Below are 16,643 nucleotides of genomic sequence, written 5' to 3'. Positions count from 1 at the left end.
CAGAACCTTGAACATCATCCGCCGCCAGGTCACCGACCCAGCGGTGTTTTCCCCCCGAAACGGCACGCCTGAACCATGATCGGGCGATCCAGGAAACCGTAGAGCGGCGCAACAAGCGACGACACCGAACCTACCCGCGAGTCTGCAAGAAGGGCAACCGTCACACATTCCCCATCAAGACGCCTCGCCACCAGCAGGAACACTATGACCCGCACCCGAACGTCCTGAAACGTACGGCTTAACTAAGTGGCATTGAGGTAAGGAGGCATCTCAGCAGAAGCCGCAAAAGGGAGGTTCCAGCGCGGATGACATACGACAGGATGCCGAGGACAAACGCACAGCCGCCGACGCCGGGTCACCGGAGAGGCAGGGAGAACGCGCGAAGGGAAGACAGGCCGGACAGAAGAAGAACGCCGCAGATGACCTGAAGCAGGAAGCGGATGACAAGCGCAAAGCCGCTGATGCCGGATCACCGGAGAGGCAGACGCAACGCGCGATAGGCAGGCAGGCTGCGAAGGCCGGGAAGAACGCCGACGTGACAAAGGCGGCGCCCAAAGCCGACCCGATCAGAGCCTGTGGAGGCTGGCCGTCGGACGCGACTCCGGGAAGTGAAACTTCGGTGCAGTGCGGAAGCGCCGTGATGGAAAACCCTAAGCCACTGAGCGATATCGCGCATGGCGCTCTCGAAGGTTGGAGTAATGCCCCAGTTGCAGGAGCAGCTTTCGCCGGCGCCAACGCGGCCCTCTACGGAGTTGAAGGAAATTGGGAGAAGGCCGCAGATCATTTTCCGATCGGCGGGAAGATGAAGCGAGCTGGACAGTCTGCTGTCCGAGCAGTTGACGATGCCTTGTCAGCGGCCCGAAAGCCGCGGCCGTCGAATCTGCGGGGAAACACGTCACGTGCCGCTGAAACGCCGGCGACGCAGGTGCCGGGAAAGAATTGGCCCGCCTCGCCGGGAAGCCGTGGCGCGCCCGCTCCGGCCACCAAGGTCGGGCCGGACACATCTCTCAGGACAAGCCCCGACGTCGGGCGTAGGGCTCCAGAAGCGGCGGCCCCAGTCGCAGTCAATGCTCCGACCGCAACGAGCGTTCCGGTAGGGCGCGGCCTCCCCGCCGCAGGCGGGGGAAGGGGCGCGAGCACCGGGGTCCTCACCAGACCAGGCCCGACGGGAGGCCCGGCCGCACGAACGGGTCGCGGACCATCTTGGAGCGAGGGTGCGGGCGGCAGGGCCGGTGGTGATGGCGGTCCGGCTCCACGTGGCAGTGGTCCGGACTACGGGAAGGCGGCTCCGCTGGTGGCCGATGTCGCGGGCGCCGGGGTGATCGCCGGGACGATCGGCGACGACCGCGTCGGCGCGGAACCGGAACGGACGCCGGAGAGGCCGGTGTACCCGGTACCGCCGGGCGACGGTGACCCACGGCTGCCTCTACTGCCGGATCGAAAACCCACGCCGGACCGAGATAGAAACACGATGCCGCCGCTGGTGCCCGAACGACCGGCCCCGCCAGGCCACACGGTCCCGCCTGGTTGGGTGCCGCCCGACCCGCGACTCACGCCCCGCGGCGAGTGGATCGAACCGGGCTCGCCGGGCTCTCCTGTGCCCGTCCTCCCGTCCGAACAACAGGATTCCTTACTGGAGGTGCCCGAACGGCCTGCCCCTCCGGGCGGCCCGGACCCGCAGAGCTGGAAGCGGAACTCGCCCCGGGGCGAGTGGATCGAGCCGGGTTCGCCGGACTTTCGTGTGCCTCTCCTGCCGACGGATCAGCAGAATCCGATGGCTCCGTTGATCACCGACATTCCCGGAGTCCGGTTCACTTCACCGACCTGGTCTCAAGCCGACCAGCCGGAGGAGGAAGAAAAAGCTGACGCTGAAATCGCGGATCATGACTCCGCGGAGGTGGCGATTGAAGGGCGGCCTACGCCCGAACGTCAGCGAAAAGAGTCTTCAGGCGAGCCCGCAGCCGATTCCCGGACCAGGGACGGGCTTCCGGCGGACGCACGTGTCTGGAGGGAACGGGACATCCCTCGAATCCGGGAGGCTGTCCGGATACGCGAACACATTCGAGAAGGAATCCAGCAAGCCGTCGATGAAGCCGACGCTGAATTCCGCGCCCGGCCAGAGGACCGGCGATACACCGGCGACCGGGCCGCACTGCTCGATGAAGTCACGAAGAAAGCTGAAGCGGCGACTAGGCTCCGTCAGGACACGGCGGCCGAAGTAGCTGCGGAGCGCGCCAGCGAAGAGGAGCTGAAAGTCCTCGAAGAGAAGGAATCCGACGCGCATAAGTTATTGAACGGCCTGACGGCTCGGCTGGACGGATCGGAGATCCACGCGATCTTCGAACGCATCATCACCGCCAGGCAGGCAGAAATCCTCGGCCCGTACGCCGGCGCTTACCGGTTGCGGGCCGAAGCCCCGTTCAACCTGAACGGAAGCGCGAGCTATCCCGGCCGCAGCCGCCCCGACCTGGTGCTCGAACGCCTTTACGACAAGGGCGAAATGTCAGGTAAACGCAGGTATGTGGCGCACGTGTACGATCTCAAGACCGGCAAAAAAGGCATCGAAGCCGATTGGGCCTTCAAGACCTTGAGCTACACACGCGGCCTGTTCGAACCAGAGGAACTCCGCCCCACACGTGGGCGCTGAGCACGTCTGTCGGGGTGGCGCCTGCCGAATCCGCCCGAGGGTTCGGCGGGCGCTTCCTCTTCGCCGAGCCAGCTCCCGTCGACGACGAGGTCACCGGCGTGATGCACGACGGCATCGAGCGCTCCTGATGCTCAAAAGGAGCTAGTCGCGAACTCAAGTTCTTTTCCGTGATGATCAGCATGCTCGCGAAGGGGAGCTGTTGCGTTTTTCCCCGGAGACCGGACCGGCGTGATAGACGGTGGACATGAACGTTGGTCTGGGCACGGGCACACGTGGAGGGCTGTCGTAACGTCCGCTGCGAGCGTGCCGGCCGCAGCGCGATGTGTGCGGTGGTCGTCGCGTCGGTGCCGTACCCGGCTGCCGAAGTGCGGTGGTGACATCGTGTCCTTGACCAGTGAACTCGCCGCTTGGTGCGGGTGAACATTCACCGGGACGTCCGCCCGGTCCGTCCAGTAGGCGAAGTCCCGGAACGGTGGTGCGCGGAAGTCGGCGGCGACGTCTCTGTCGGTGTCACCCGATAAACTGCCACTTCACTTATACGACATATGCGGGAAATGGTCGGTGAGATAATGACACGAACTGTGAGACCCTGCAGACACCTGTAGGGTCTCACCGCTCGTGACATGTCGAGCATATGCGACCTGGGCGCTCTCGGTTGTCTTACGGTGACGTCACTATGATCAGTCTCAAACTCTTGGCAATTCCTCGGCTAGGTAAGCCTGCGGCTGCGGCGACCGGGCAGCGTGGGCTGGTCCAGCCGCCTGACCGGAGGTCCTCATCGCGGCATGTGAGTGCGTTGGACGCCGTTATTTGAGGGACAGAGAGGGTGTCGGATGAGGGGGTGTGTGGATTTTGGGTCATCCAACGCCCGAAATCCACGCGGTGAGGGACCGGACACCGGCACAGCGCTCGAACACGCCGTTTTCGCCTGACTTGCGGTTGTTCCCGCCCACTGATTCTCCTGAAGGGCGGGAACAACCGGTGTCAGCGGAGTCGGTAGGCGTGGATGATGCTCTGGGTCGTGGTGTTCCCGTCGGCGTCGGCGGCTTTCGCACGCAGGGAGACAGATCCGGTCGCTGGGTGGCGGAGTTCGGCGTTGTACCGGCCGTCCTGCCCGCTCACCTTCGCGGGCTGCCAGTTCACACCGCCGTCGTAGGACGCTTCAACTTGCAGGTCGGTGATCGCGGCGGGACCGTCCTGCCGGGACACGGTGACCGGGACGGTGAAGGCGCCACCGCCCGGCGCGGTGTTGGCCAGATCCACTGCCGGGGTGTAGCGCACCTCCAGCAGCGGCAGCGCTCGGGTCGGTCCCTGGACGTGCCCGCTGCGGAAGGTCCATTCGGCGGAGACCTTGGTGGACAGCGGTGCCCAGGGTTCGTCGCGCTCCGCCTCGGTGGTCAGCCGGTAACCGGCCTCCTCGGTAGGCGCTACGAACACCGCGCGCCCGGGAGTCGCCTGACTACCGAAAAGCCTGCCTTCACGGTAGAGCGCGGTGCTGCCGCGGTCACCGGGCGCGTCCAGGTCCGCGGTTGCGGTGTGCCCGGCACCGTCGGAGAACAACGGGATGCTGATGTTGATCTCCTGCGCGGTGCGTGCGGCCCAGGGACTGTCGGCCGGATAGGCGCGCTTGCCACGGAAGCCGGGGCCGGTGACCGCCCCGTTCCAGGCCAGCCGGTAGCTTTTGCCCGCCGCGAAGAGCTCCTCACTGCGCAGGTCACCGCCGATGCTCGGAGTCTGGCTCACCAGCGTATTGAGGAAGGACCAGGTACCCGGCGTGTAGTACTCCTGGCGTTCCGCTCGTACGAGCCCCGGTGTTCCATAGCCCAGCCGGGACATTCCCAGGCGTACCCCTGCCACCCGGTGGATCGCGTGCATCTGAGACGGGGACTCCGCCGAATAGCCGTGGAAAGCCATGGTCACCGCGGCGAGTTCGGACTTCCGCACCGAGTGCTCGAGTTGTGCCGGGACCCGCCCGGTGGCCGGAAAGGACAGTTCATAGGCGTCCCGGATGTCCGGGCGGGCGATCACGGCCGCGGTGCCGTCACCGGTCCGGGCCAGCGCGGCGAACCGCTCGGCGTTCGCGCCGGCGATCTGGACGGTCGGCAGTGCCAGTGCCCCGGCGGTCTTGGAGCCAGTGAGCGTGTTGGACATTTTCGTGGTGGCCGTCGCGGCCGCGATTCGGCTGCCCGGCTGTCCCGCAAGCTCCGTGCCCTGGCGCACCGCGTCGGCAAGGGGCAGCCATGCGGCCACCATCGCGCCACCGTGCTCGCGCACCGTGGCGACTCGCGCGGCCAGCGTCTCCGGGGTGGTGTCCCAGGGCAGTTCGAGTACCACCAGCCGGTCGCGCACCTCGACTCCGGCCAAGTCTTGCGGGCGACCCGCGCCGCCGAACGCCAGCGCGGGCGTCCGTGACCCCACCGGCAGGGGTGCGCCGATCGCCGCGGTGGGGACCGGGAAGCGCTTCGGCTGTTCGCCGAACAGTTCCAGGCGTGGTTGTTCCAGGCGGTGGCTGGCGCCGAAGTAGAAGGCGGCCGACGAGGTGCCCGGCAGGGTGCCGGCGAACATTTCCTGGAAACGCTGCTCGAACGGGAACACCATCGACTGCGTCTGGTCGGGGCCCAGGCGCACTCCCAGCTCGACCGCCGAACTGCCCCCGGTCACCTCTGGCTGGTCGACGTTCGCGGTGACCTTCGCGGTCTGGCGGGTGTCCAGGGTGACGGTGGTATTGCGCGTCAGGTTGAGTTCCGGGTGGGCCATCGCGGCCATCGAGGGATCCAGCCCGGGGCGCGGTGTGATCAGGCTGCCCACCAGCGCGTAACGGTCAGCGGGCAACCGCAGGGTGCTCCCGGCCGGCACGTCGCTTTCACGACCGCCCCCGCTGAGGCTGATCACGTCGAACGTCGCGCGAGAGTTCGCGGTCGCCACGGCGCCGTTGCGGTCGATCATACGCAGCGTCAGCTGGTAGACCGGTGCCGCCACCGCCTGTACGCCCGATACCGCCAGCAGCCCCGATACCAGCGCCGTACTCAGTAACGCAGTTCGCCGGAAATGCGTGCTTGCCCGATTCATCAACTGCCTCTCGCTCGATGAGTGGACCATGTACCTCGTATCCGCTCGCGGGCGGATTCGAGTTCACGCGGTCTCGGCACATCGGGTTCTCGTCCGTCCCGGCCGCGGGTCCTGGCGCTGATCACCCCTGAAGCCCTCATCGCCCGCCACGAACTCGCTTACCGGCGGACCGCCGAGAACCAGAGGCCCCCCTTCTCGGCATGAGCGGACGCTGCCAGTTCGTTTGTGCCACGGCACCTTCGAACGACGTCGCGGTCCCGGAGCCGTTCCATCTTCGCCGCGGACCGTTTCGCCCCTCGCGCGCCGCGGCTGCGCTGAACGACCCGACGCTGGTGGCCGTCTGCACACCTGTTCCGGGAACAACGGGACGCCGAGGGTGCGGTCCAAGGGCCATGCCAACAGCGGATGCGCGTGCGACCACGCCTCCTCGCCGCGGCGGCGCCGCAGATACGGGTGCACCGAACCGCCCTGGATCGGACCGGGCCGGATCAGCGCGACCTCACCAGGTTTTCGCTCACCGGGAAAGACATGCGCCAACAGTAAACGATGCGGGAAAGGCGGGGCTCTCATGATCGACGAGTCTTCGGCGGACAAGCGTGCTAGCTTGTTCGACGGCCACGGATGCCAACCGGCTGGGAGGGTGGCGGCATGCGAGTCCTGGTGACCGGCGGGGCCTCCGGAATAGGCGCGGCGATAGTGCGCCGGTTCGTCGACGACGGTGCGGACGTCGCCATTCTCGACCGCGACGAAAAAGCCTTGGCACAAGCACTGCGCGACGAGCCGCGGATCGCTTTCGGTCTGACGGCCGATGTCGCCGACGCCGACGCGGTACGGACGGCGTTCGGGGACCTCGACCGCCATTGGAGCGGGCTGGACGTCTTGTTCAACAATGCCGGGATCAGTGCTCGCGCCACCTTCCTGGAAACGACGGAAGACCAGGTGCGGAACACCTTTTCGGTGAACCTGACCGGTGTTTTCCTGGTGGCCCAGCAAGCCGCGAGCCGGATGTCCGCCGCCGGATCGGGAATCATCATCAACACCGCCTCCGTGAGCGGACTGGTGGGCATGCCCGGATACGCCCCCTATAACGCCAGCAAGGCCGGTGTGCTCTCACTGACCCAGACCCTGGCGCTCGAACTGGCGCCGCGGATCCGGGTCAACGCCATCTGCCCCGGTTACGTGCTGACCCCGATGCAGGAAACCGAATACAGCGCAGAGGAATTAAGGGCCTGTGAAGCCAGGATTCCGCTGGGCCGCTGGGGCAGGCCCGCCGAAATCGCCGCGCTGGGTGCCTACCTGGTGTCGCCGGACGCGGCGTTCATCACCGGCCAGGCGATCGTGATCGACGGCGGGGAGACCGCGGGTGGCCTGGCGAGCATGGCCGGGTGACCGGCGCCGAATTTGAAGGTGGAGAGGCAAATGGACAGTGATTCGAGAGGCAGCGTCTACGACACCCGGGCGTGGACGTCCACTTGGGCCGCCTCCACGATCGAGCGGCAGGAGGTGCTGCGCGAGCACGACCCGCCCACCTACCTACTCGAATATTCGCCGTTCTGGCACGGGTATGAGATCGACACCGGCACCGGGCCGACGTGGAAACGCCCCCTGGTGACGATCGGTTCGGTGTATTCGGTGTTCGGCCCCGAGTATCTGGCCGCCGACGAGGCCGCCGTCGCCCACGTGGTCGAGGACGCCCTCGACCGGGCACGGGATCGCGAGGCACACGGAGTCCTGGTGCTCAACCTCCGTGAGGAATTCGCGCGCCGCTGGAGCGCCTGCCGTCCTCCTGCCCTGACCGTGCGCCTGGACAACACCTACTACCGTGTCCCAGGAGAAGGCGCAGACCCCGTGATGGGCGATCTCTCGAAGAGCGCCCGTACGGATTGGCGGCGGCGCTGGCGGCGGGCGACCGAAGCCGGTGTGCGAATCGTCGAGGAACAGAGTCCGAGCGCCGACGCCATCGAAGAGATCATCGGCTTCGCCAACGGATCGGCCACCCGGCACGGCTGGCCGGTGCTCTACGACCTGCCGACCATGCAGGCCGTTCTCGCCACGCCCTACGGCAGGCTGTTCCGGGCGGAATTCAACGGGCGCACGGTGGGGGGTTTCCTGGCACTGGAGCACGACGAGCAGTTGCACCTGTGGGTCGGTGGTATGGACCACGCCGCGGCGCGAGAGGCGAGTCCCTACCTCTTCCTGCTCTACGAACTCCTCTCCCCCGACCGGGAAAGCGGCTGGCGACGGATCGAATTCGGCCGCGGCAACGACGACTTCAAGCGTAAGTACGGATTCCGCGAAGAGCGACTGTGGTCGTTGTGGTACCCCGCGACAGAAGACGACGCCGAATTCTGCGACCCGCGGTTGCGTGCCTTGCACGGGGAACTCGCTCGTTGCCAGCACACGTCACCGGAGATGTTATGAATCCGAGTGCCGCTTTCGGCGGGCTCACCTCCGAACAATGGGATCGCCTTGCCGGACCGCATTTCTATTCGTCGAGCGGCTGGCTGCGATTCTGCGAAACCGACTACGGATCCCCCAGCGACGCCGTGGTGGTCTTCGACGGTGACGAGCCGGTTTGCGCGGTGCCCACCGTGACCTCCGGTGAGTTGCCGTCCTGGTCCCGGTACAACTGGAACAGCGGGCTCACCGAACGCGAGCTGCCATGTATCGACGAGTCCGGACTGCTCGTCGGCTCTCGGGAGGGGTACCGGACGAATCTGCTCGGCGGAGACCGTGAACCGGCCACCGACGCGGTCGCCGACCTGATCGACCGGCTGCGGCACCGGGTGGGTCCGGACCGATCCTGTGTCGCCATGTATCTGACTTCCGAGGACGCCGGCGCCCTGCACAAGGCCGGCGTCACCGCACCGCCGGTCCTGCTCGACGTCGACGCCTGGATCCGCATTCCGGACGGCGGCTGGGACGCCTGGCTGGCATCGCTGTCGGCCAACCGCCGTCGCATGGTCCGGCAGGACGTCCGGAAGTTCGACCAAGCCGGGCATACCGTGTCCCACGCCAAGCTCGCCGACCACTACCGAGACCTCGGCGGGCTCGCCGCCGCCACGTTGAATCGGTACGGCCACCAGACCGACCCGAAGACCGAGCTGGCAGCGCTGGAGAATCACGCGAAAACCCTGCCGGAGGACGCCACGGTCGCCCTCTGCCATACCGCGGCCGGGGAACTCGCGGGCTTCTGTCTCTACTACCCCTGGCACGGAACCTTGTACGTGCGTTGGGTCGGGTTCGACTACGAACTGCTGCAGGACGCGTCCGAGTACTTCAACCTGATGTACTACAGCACCCTTCGCCGCGGTGTCGAAATCGGCGCCGGATGGTTGCACGCCGGGATCGAGAACACCGTGTCCAAGGCATTCCGCGGTGCCGACCTGCGCCCGCTGTGGCTGGTCGAGCTCTCCGGTCAGGCAGCGCTCACGAACGCCGCCGAAAAGATCAGGCAGCACAACACCGAGCTCTACCGACGGTACGCGGACAACCCGAAAACGGCTCCGAACCTGGCCCCGCCGTCGCAATGGGACCTCGGCGGCTGGGCGATGGACCCGCCGTGACCGACGGGAAGGCCGATACCGGCCGTTCCCGGAGCCTCTGGCACAACACCGACTTCACCAAGCTCTGGGGCGGCGAGACACTGTCCCAGGTCGGCAGCCAGATCACCCTGCTCGTACTACCCCTCATCGCGATCCTTCACCTCGGCGCCGGCCCTGAGCAGCTCGGCTGGCTCAAGGCGGCGCAGACCGCGCCCGTCCTGGTGATGGCGCTCCTCGCCGGGGTGTGGCTGGACAACCACCGCCGCCGCCCGCTGCTCGTGCTGACCAACCTCGGCCGGGCGGCCCTGCTGGGCTTGATCCCCTTGCTCTTCCTGGCCGATTGGCTCACCCTGGCCGCCGTGCTGGTGATCAGCGCGCTCATCGGCACGCTCACCGTATGCTTCGACATCGGCTATGTGTCCTACCTGCCGACGCTGGTCGAACGAGACCAATTGGTGCCGGCGAACTCCCGGCTCGAATCCACCTATTCCATCGCCGAGATCGGCGGACCGGGGCTCGGCGGCCTGCTCGTCGGCATGTTCGCCGCCCCTTTAGTCCTACTGGTCGACGCCATGACCTATCTGCTCGCGGCCATCGGCATCAGTCGTATCAAGCGAGTCGAACCGCGGCCACCGCCCCGAAATTCCCCGTCGCTGTGGCGTGACATGCGTGAAGGAGTGCGGTTCACCTTCCGCAACGGTCATCTGCGTACCCTCGCCGCCCAGTCAGCGGTGTTCAACTGCTTCGAACAAGCGATCTTGACGCTGTACCTGCTGTACGGCATCGAGACACTCGGGTTGTCGGCGAGCCTGCTCGGCGGGCTGCTGGCCGCGGGGAGCGCCGGCGCACTGGCCGGCGCGCTGCTCGCCGGCCGCATCGGACGGCGAACAGGCAGCGGCGGCGCCACCGTGCTCGCCATGGCGATCAGTTCGGTGTCCTTGTTCGCCGTACCCGCCGCGACCGGGGCACCGGCCGCGGTGATCACCATCCTGCTCGCCGGTCTCGTACTTCACGGGGCGGGCCTTGCGGTGTTCAATGTCTACGCACTCAGCATCCGCGCCGAAATCGTGCCCTCCCACCACTTGAGCCGCGTCACCGGGTCGTACCGCCTGGTCATCGACGGCGCCGTCCCCCTCGGCGGTCTGCTCGGCGGCTACCTCGGCGCCTTCGCCGGACTCCGCGCCGCCATGTGGCTCTGCGGAGCCTGCCTGACCATCAGCTGCGTCCTCTTCGCCTTCAGCCGCATGCGTCACTACCGGGGGCCGGAGACAGAGACACGGTCAACGTAGGGGTGTGGCGCTCATCGGGGTGGTCTCACCACGGCGGGAGCGGCTGTGTTCAGTACGGAAGAAGGAAATCGACATCCAACCTCCACCATGGTGGAGATCAAGAGTGACCTGCCTCATGGGCGATGATCGCCAGCTGGATCCGGTTGGCGAGGCCGAGCCGGGTCAGCGCGCTGGAGATCGTCGCCTTGATGCTGGACCGCGAGAGATGCAACCGTTCAGCGATCTCCACATTGCTCAAGCCCTCGGCGACGGCGCGCGCGACTTCGCGTTCCCGTTCGGACAACAGGTTCATCCGGGCCCGCGCGGAACCGGCGTCCGGTCCTTTCCGCGCCGCCATCGCGATCACACTCCGGGTGACGTCCGGCGACAGCACCGGTTCACCCGCCGCCGCACGCCGGACCGCGTCGACGATCTGCTCCGGTGGCGTGTGCTTGAGCAGGAATCCCGCGGCGCCGGCACGCAGCGCGGCGAGCACGGTCTCGTCGGCGTCGAACGTCGTCAGCATGACCACGGCGGGTGCGGGTTCCCCGGTGCGGCGGCCGAGCGCCGCGGTGGCGGCGATCCCGTCGAGCACCGGCATCCGCACGTCCATCAGGACGACGTCCGGCCGCAGCCGGGTCACGATGTCCGCCACGTCGGCGCCGTCCGCCGCCTCTCCGGTGACTTCGACGTCGGCCGCCCCGCCGAGCATGAGTTTGAGGCCGTTGCGCACGAGAGGGTCGTCGTCGACCACGAGCACCTTGATCACGACGCGCACGGTATCCGGGCTCGCATGCGGAACTCCCCTTCGTCGATCTCCCTGGTCAGTTCCCCGCCGTGCAGTGCGACCCGTTCGGCGAGGCCGATCAGGCCCGCTCCCGCACCGGGGATCTCGCTCGTAGTGACACCGATCGGCGCGGCGTTGGCCACCTGGACCAGCACCTCGCCCGCCCCGAGGCCGCTCACCAGCACGTCGACGGCGGCGCCGGGAGCGTGTTTGCGGGCGTTCGTCAGTCCTTCTTGGACGATCCGGTAGATCGTGCGCTGCACCTGTGGCCGCAGGTTTCCGAGCCCCTCGGCGAAGTCGGCGCATACCTCCTGCCCGCTGAGCCGGGCTTCTTCGACGAGAACCGGCAACCGGTCGACCGTCGGCTGCGGCGCCTCACGTCCGTCTTCATCGTCGGACCGCTGACGGAGCAGGTCGAGGACCTCCCGTAATTCGTCCAGCGCCTGGTGGGCGTTGGACCGCACGACCGCCACCACGTCCCGGACCTCCGCCGCCGAAGGTTCCGGCGCGGCACCGCGTTCCGCCTGCGCCGTGCGGTACTCGAGGGCACCCGCGTGCACCGCGAGCAGCGAGATCCGATGTGCGAGGACGTCGTGCATCTCGCGCGCGATGCGCTGGCGTTCGGCGCGACGGCTGTCCTCCAGTTCGCGTATGTGCCCGCGCCGCTCGGCTTCCGCGCGCATCCGCAGCGCGTGCACGACCTGACGGCGGGCGCGGACACCGATTCCGGCCGTCACCACGAGCGCGGCCCCGAGCCCCAGGCTGATCAGCCAAGGCAACGGCTGGTCCGCCGCCCCGGGGAAGAACGCATGGATGTACGGAACGCTGATCAGCACCGCCAGCGCCGTGATCGGGACCGCCGGCTTCCAGCCACGGTGCAACGCGAGCGAGAAGAGCAGGAGGATCATCGCCGCGGCCGCCGTGTTCGCCACCGCCCCGGCCGTCGCCGCGAGCAGTCCGATCGCCACCGGGAACCGTCGCCGCCACCAGATCGCCAGGCAGACGGCGGCCCCCGCGACCGCGTCGGCGACCCGCGCCCAAGTGGGCAGGCCGAGCACGTCGGGGAGCACGAAGTACTCGAACTCGAGGAACCAGACGAGCACCGCGATCGCGAACATCGTGATGTCCGAGGCCCAGTCCCGGGGCGTGCGCGCGCCGGAGGGCTCACCCGGCTCGTCCACGCGGGCGAGCTCGCGGGGCAGCATCCACCGGTCCACCGTCACGGCCATCCTCGCAGTGTAGGGAGGACAGCCCGGACAAGTGGCCATGATCTTCGCGGCCACCCGGCCAGAGGACGTGTCCCCGGGACCGAAGCGCCGCGCGCGTGGCACCCGCCATCGTGAGTCCATGCTGACCGAAACGGCGCCCGCGCTGCGGCTCGACGGGCTGACGAAGACGTATTCCGGGAAAACCGCCGCCGACCACGTGAGCCTCACCGTGCCGACGGGCTCTCTCACCGGGCTCGTCGGCCCGAACGGCGCGGGCAAGACCACCTCGCTCGCGATGACCGTCGGGCTGCTGCGGCCGGACGCCGGGACCGCCGTCGTCCACGGCGTCGACGTCTGGTCCGCACCGGCCGAGGCCAAGACCATGCTCGGGGTACTGCCGGACGGGCTCGCCCTGCCGGAGCGGCTGACCGGTGGCGAACTGCTCACCTACTGGGGACTGCTGCGAGGGATGGACGCGGCGGTCGTGCGGTCACGGGCGACGGAACTGATGCGGATCCTCGAACTGGACGACGCCGAGGAACGCGGGCTGCTCGTGATCGAGTACTCGACCGGGATGCGCAAGAAGATCGGCCTGGCCACGGCATTGCTGCACGCGCCCAAGGTGCTCGTGCTCGACGAACCCTTCGAGGCCGTCGACCCGGTTTCGGCGCGGGTCCTGCGGGCGATGCTGCTGCGGTTCGTCGCGGCGGGCGGTTCGGTCGTCATCTCGTCGCACGTGATGTCGCTGGTCGAGAACCTGTGCGACCGGGTGGCCGTCATCGCGGACGGCCGCGTCGTGGCGAGCGGCCCGCTCTCCGAGGTGCGTGGGGAGTCGACGCTCGAGGACGTCTTCGTCCGGCTCGTCGGCGATCGCGGTGTCGGGGAGGAGGAGCTGCTGTGGTTGGCGACCTGATCCGGCTGAAGCTCACGATCCAGCGGCACACACACAGCTGGAAACGGCTGCTCGGGCTGGTCGCCGGGATCGTGGCGGCCGTCGGCACCTTCGCGATCGGGTTCGTCGCCGAGCCCGTGGCCCGCGCCGATGTCCTGCTGCTCGTCCTCGCGTTCTGGGTCGCGGGATGGACGGTGGGCCCGGTTCTCACCTCCGGGGCCGCGATGCTCCGCCCGGAGTACTTCACCCTGCTGCCGCTGCCCCGGCGACGGCTCGGGGCGGGACTGCTCGCGTCGGCGTTCGTCGGAGTCGGTGGTGCGGTGACGGCGATCGCCGCGCTGGCGTTGATCCCGTACGCCCTCGCCACGGCGACCGATGCCACCGCGATCGCTTCGGCCGTCACGGCCCTCGTCGGCGCGGTACTCCTGGTCGTGTTCGTGGTCGCGCTCTCCCGGACGGTCTACGCGTTGCTCGGCGCGGCGATGCGGACCCACCTCGGCGTGGAACTCGCGGCCGTCCAATACGGTCTGCTGCTGTCGTCGATGGTGGCGGGCTGGGTCGTGGTGCGCCCGGTGCTGAACTCGATCCCGGCGTTCCTGCGCGAAGGCTTCGGAGCCGTCCCGGCGCGCGGGGCGCTGGAGTGGACGCCGTTCGGCTTGCCCGTGCGGGCCATCGACGCGATGGCGGCCGGGCGGCCGCTGCCCGCGCTGGGCTCGATCCTCCTGCTCGCCGCCGTCACCGCGGGCGTGACCCTCGCCGCGATCGCGTCGCTGACACCGCATGTCGGCGATCGCACCGCGCGCCGTCGCCGCCGCCCCTGGGGCAGCCGGGTGCTGACCCGGGCCAGGCTGCTGCCGGCGAGCCCGCTCGGCGCCGTCGTCGGCAAGGAACTCCGCACCTGGTGGCGGGATCCGTGGCGGAGCCTGGAGATTCGCTCGGCGATCTGGTTCGGTGTGTTCACCGCGGTGTACGGCGCGATCGCGGGCCTGCCCGAGATCGCCGGTCTGGCCGGTGTCGCCGTCGCGTTGACGGTCGCGCTCAGCGGCGCGAACCTCTACGGCCAGGACGGCACCGCGCTCTGGCAACTCGTGGTGGCCGAGAGCCGGGACGCGGTACGCGCCGACATCCGTGGCCGCCAGCTCGCCATCACCGTCCTTTTCGGACTATCCGGGGTCATCCTGTCACTGGCGATGATGACCGTGACCGGGATCTTCGACTATGCCGTCCCGATCCTCGCGGTGCTGATCGCCCTGCTCGGCGTCGGCTGCGGCACCGCCGTGGTGATGTCGGTGCTCGGCGCGACGCCCGGGGTCGATCCGCACAAGCGGGTCAACGCCACGGACGCCGGGGAGAACACCGCCGGGATCTTGGCGGCGTTCCAGATCCAGCTGTGGGCGACGGCGCCGACTTCGGCGATGGCCGCGGCGCTGACCTTCGCCGGGGACTCGCTCCCCGGCTGGTTCCCCGCGGCGACCCTCGCGGTGGCACTCGTCAACGCCGTCGCCGGTGCCTGGCTGGGTGGCACCATCGCGACACGGAGGCTGGCGACGCGGCTGCCCGAGACGTTCGCCAAGCTCCGGCGAAGCTGACAAGATCGGATCCGGTGGATCGACCTTCGGCACGGTGAACGTCGTCTGGAGGTCGTGACGGCAGGTGTGATCGGCGCCGTGGTCGCCAAAGACACCATCACCGGGCCAGGCGGACGGCTCGACCAGAACGCGACCGCCACCCCACTGAAGCTCGGCGCGATCCCGGGAGCGGGTGACGGGGGCGCATCGAGCTTCAGTGGATCACCGTGTTGTTCCCCGTCGTCCGAGCTGCCCGGCAAGGCTTTGTACGTCGATCGATCGAGTTGCGTGCGTGTGATCTGAGAGCACACTTGAACGCATGTCGATACCTGACGCCGAGTCAGACCGTGATCCGGGATGGGTGGCGCCGCAGTCGAACCTCGAACAGGCCGAACACGCGGTACTGACAGCTCTCGGAACTGCTGAGCGGCAGTTGGGGTCATCGCTCTCCCGCGTGCCTCACCAGGCCCGGGACGAGGCTGAGCGCAGCGGCTAGCCGGCCGCGGGCAAGAATTCCGAAGACGACTTCCGGAGGTACCTCATGGCTACCGGCAAGATCCTGATCATTGTCACGAATGTTCGCGAGTACGACACGGTGGGGATGCGGACCGGGCTCTGGCTCGGCGAGCTGACCCATTTCTACGACTACGCCCAGGACAACGGGTTTGAGCTGGACATCGCCAGCCCGGCCGGCGGCTACGTCCCGATCGACCCCGAGAGTCTGGCCCACGACGTGCTCGGTGAACTCGGCACCGATAGGCGCTACCAGGACCGCGAGTTCATGGACCTGCTGAAGAACACCAAGAAGGCCGGCGACGTGGACGTCGAGGACTACGACGCGATCTATCTCACCGGCGGCCACGGGGTGATGTTCGACTTCCGCGACAAGGACCTTGCCGCGCTGACGGCGCGCTTCTACGACAGCGGCCGGATCGTCTCGGCGGTCTGCCACGGCCCGGCCGGACTGCTGGACGTCACCCTCGACAGCGGCGACGCACTGGTCAAGGGCAAGAACGTGACCGGATTCTCCTGGGCGGAGGAGGAAGCCGCGCAGCGCGCCGACGCCGTCCCGTTCAGCCTGCAGGACGAGCTGACCGAACGAGGTGGGAACTACAGCATCGCCGACAAACCGTTCGATCCCCACGTCGTCACCGACGGGCGGCTGATCACCGGCCAGAACCCAGGCAGCGCCCGCGCGGTCGGCGAGGCCGTCGTCGCCGCACTGCGGGCCCCATGACCGATACCGCCGGCCTCATCCCGAGCACCGTGGTCCCGCGTCACAGCGGTATGTCACGGTGACGGCATGGGACCGGACACGCCAAGACACAGGACCCCCTTTTCCGGCTCTATTCGATCACGAAAATGCTCACCGCCACGTGCTGGTCACGCTCGCGGCCGAGGACGTGCTCGAACTCGATCGGCAGGTCGACGACTATTGAGGCGTAAGGCGCAGGTGGCAGGTTGCGTGAGCCACTTTCGCAACCTCGGGGGCAGGGTGTGGCAGCGAAGAGGGGGCCTTCGCTACGCCGATGCCGTAGCCCTCACTGAACCCATGGTCGAGATGCGTCGCGAAAGCCACTTTCGCGACGCCTGACGTCCCGAAAGTGGCTTTCGCGACACCGTCGCCCCCCACGGTCTGTCGGTAAAACCCGCAGCACA

The 16,643-nt window shown here is 68.0% G+C and carries 12 protein-coding genes; 8 read left to right on the top strand and 4 right to left on the bottom strand.

Translation table 11 applies throughout. The annotated features are described in order from the left end of the window. Positions 1-1,774 precede the first annotated feature (1,774 nt). Positions 1,775-2,647: a hypothetical protein gene (locus tag ACZ6DT_RS20240; RefSeq protein ID WP_465597197.1), complete on the top strand. Its 873-nt coding sequence runs from the start codon at positions 1,775-1,777 to the stop codon at positions 2,645-2,647. 984 nt (positions 2,648-3,631) lie between these two features. Here the strand turns inward: ACZ6DT_RS20240 and ACZ6DT_RS20235 are convergent. Both ACZ6DT_RS20235 and ACZ6DT_RS20230 read right to left on the bottom strand, forming a co-directional pair. Further along, positions 3,632-5,626: a hypothetical protein gene (locus tag ACZ6DT_RS20235; protein WP_465597194.1), complete on the bottom strand. Its 1,995-nt coding sequence runs from the start codon at positions 5,624-5,626 to the stop codon at positions 3,632-3,634. A gap of 153 nt (positions 5,627-5,779) precedes the next feature. After that, the gene (locus tag ACZ6DT_RS20230; RefSeq protein WP_465597191.1) at positions 5,780-6,286 is read right to left on the bottom strand and encodes a hypothetical protein; all 507 of its coding nucleotides are present in this window, start codon (positions 6,284-6,286) and stop codon (positions 5,780-5,782) included. Positions 6,287-6,364: 78 nt separating this feature from the next. Between ACZ6DT_RS20230 and ACZ6DT_RS20225 the strand changes: the two genes are divergently transcribed. From ACZ6DT_RS20225 to ACZ6DT_RS20210, 4 genes are read left to right on the top strand one after another with little or no spacing between them, the layout of a single operon-like run. Further along, positions 6,365-7,105: an SDR family NAD(P)-dependent oxidoreductase gene (locus tag ACZ6DT_RS20225; RefSeq protein ID WP_465597188.1), complete on the top strand. Its 741-nt coding sequence runs from the start codon at positions 6,365-6,367 to the stop codon at positions 7,103-7,105. Between the two features lie 30 nt (positions 7,106-7,135). Beyond that, positions 7,136-8,137, top strand: coding sequence for a GNAT family N-acetyltransferase (locus ACZ6DT_RS20220; protein WP_465597185.1), 1,002 nt, complete (start codon positions 7,136-7,138; stop codon positions 8,135-8,137). Further along, positions 8,134-9,282 (top strand): GNAT family N-acetyltransferase, encoded by a 1,149-nt coding sequence (locus tag ACZ6DT_RS20215; RefSeq protein WP_465597182.1) that lies wholly within the window; start codon positions 8,134-8,136, stop codon positions 9,280-9,282. The genes ACZ6DT_RS20220 and ACZ6DT_RS20215 overlap by 4 nt, the downstream gene beginning before the upstream one ends. After that, positions 9,279-10,550, top strand: coding sequence for an MFS transporter (locus ACZ6DT_RS20210; RefSeq protein WP_465597179.1), 1,272 nt, complete (start codon positions 9,279-9,281; stop codon positions 10,548-10,550). Before ACZ6DT_RS20215 ends, ACZ6DT_RS20210 begins: the two co-directional genes overlap by 4 nt. Positions 10,551-10,647: 97 nt before the next feature. On the opposite strand, the gene ACZ6DT_RS20205 is transcribed toward ACZ6DT_RS20210, so the two are convergent. Both ACZ6DT_RS20205 and ACZ6DT_RS20200 read right to left on the bottom strand, forming a co-directional pair. Next, the gene (locus tag ACZ6DT_RS20205) at positions 10,648-11,298 is read right to left on the bottom strand and encodes a response regulator (RefSeq protein ID WP_465597176.1); all 651 of its coding nucleotides are present in this window, start codon (positions 11,296-11,298) and stop codon (positions 10,648-10,650) included. Further along, positions 11,295-12,545, bottom strand: a complete 1,251-nt coding sequence (locus ACZ6DT_RS20200) for a sensor histidine kinase (protein WP_465597173.1) — start codon at positions 12,543-12,545, stop codon at positions 11,295-11,297. The genes ACZ6DT_RS20205 and ACZ6DT_RS20200 overlap by 4 nt, the downstream gene beginning before the upstream one ends. A gap of 118 nt (positions 12,546-12,663) precedes the next feature. Here ACZ6DT_RS20200 and ACZ6DT_RS20195 point away from each other — a divergent pair, with 118 nt between their 5' ends. The 3 genes from ACZ6DT_RS20195 (at position 12,664) to ACZ6DT_RS20185 (ending at position 16,221) form a co-directional block, all read left to right on the top strand. After that, positions 12,664-13,437: an ABC transporter ATP-binding protein gene (locus ACZ6DT_RS20195; protein WP_465597170.1), complete on the top strand. Its 774-nt coding sequence runs from the start codon at positions 12,664-12,666 to the stop codon at positions 13,435-13,437. Then, positions 13,422-15,005, top strand: a complete 1,584-nt coding sequence (locus ACZ6DT_RS20190; RefSeq protein ID WP_465597168.1) for a hypothetical protein — start codon at positions 13,422-13,424, stop codon at positions 15,003-15,005. Before ACZ6DT_RS20195 ends, ACZ6DT_RS20190 begins: the two co-directional genes overlap by 16 nt. A gap of 520 nt (positions 15,006-15,525) precedes the next feature. Next, the gene (locus tag ACZ6DT_RS20185; RefSeq protein ID WP_465597166.1) at positions 15,526-16,221 is read left to right on the top strand and encodes a type 1 glutamine amidotransferase domain-containing protein; all 696 of its coding nucleotides are present in this window, start codon (positions 15,526-15,528) and stop codon (positions 16,219-16,221) included. Positions 16,222-16,643: the final 422 nt, after the last annotated feature.

The organism is Amycolatopsis sp. NPDC041971, assembly GCF_055588925.1.
Note: the sequence above shows the minus strand (reverse complement) of the source record. Positions and strands in the feature narration are given on the sequence as shown.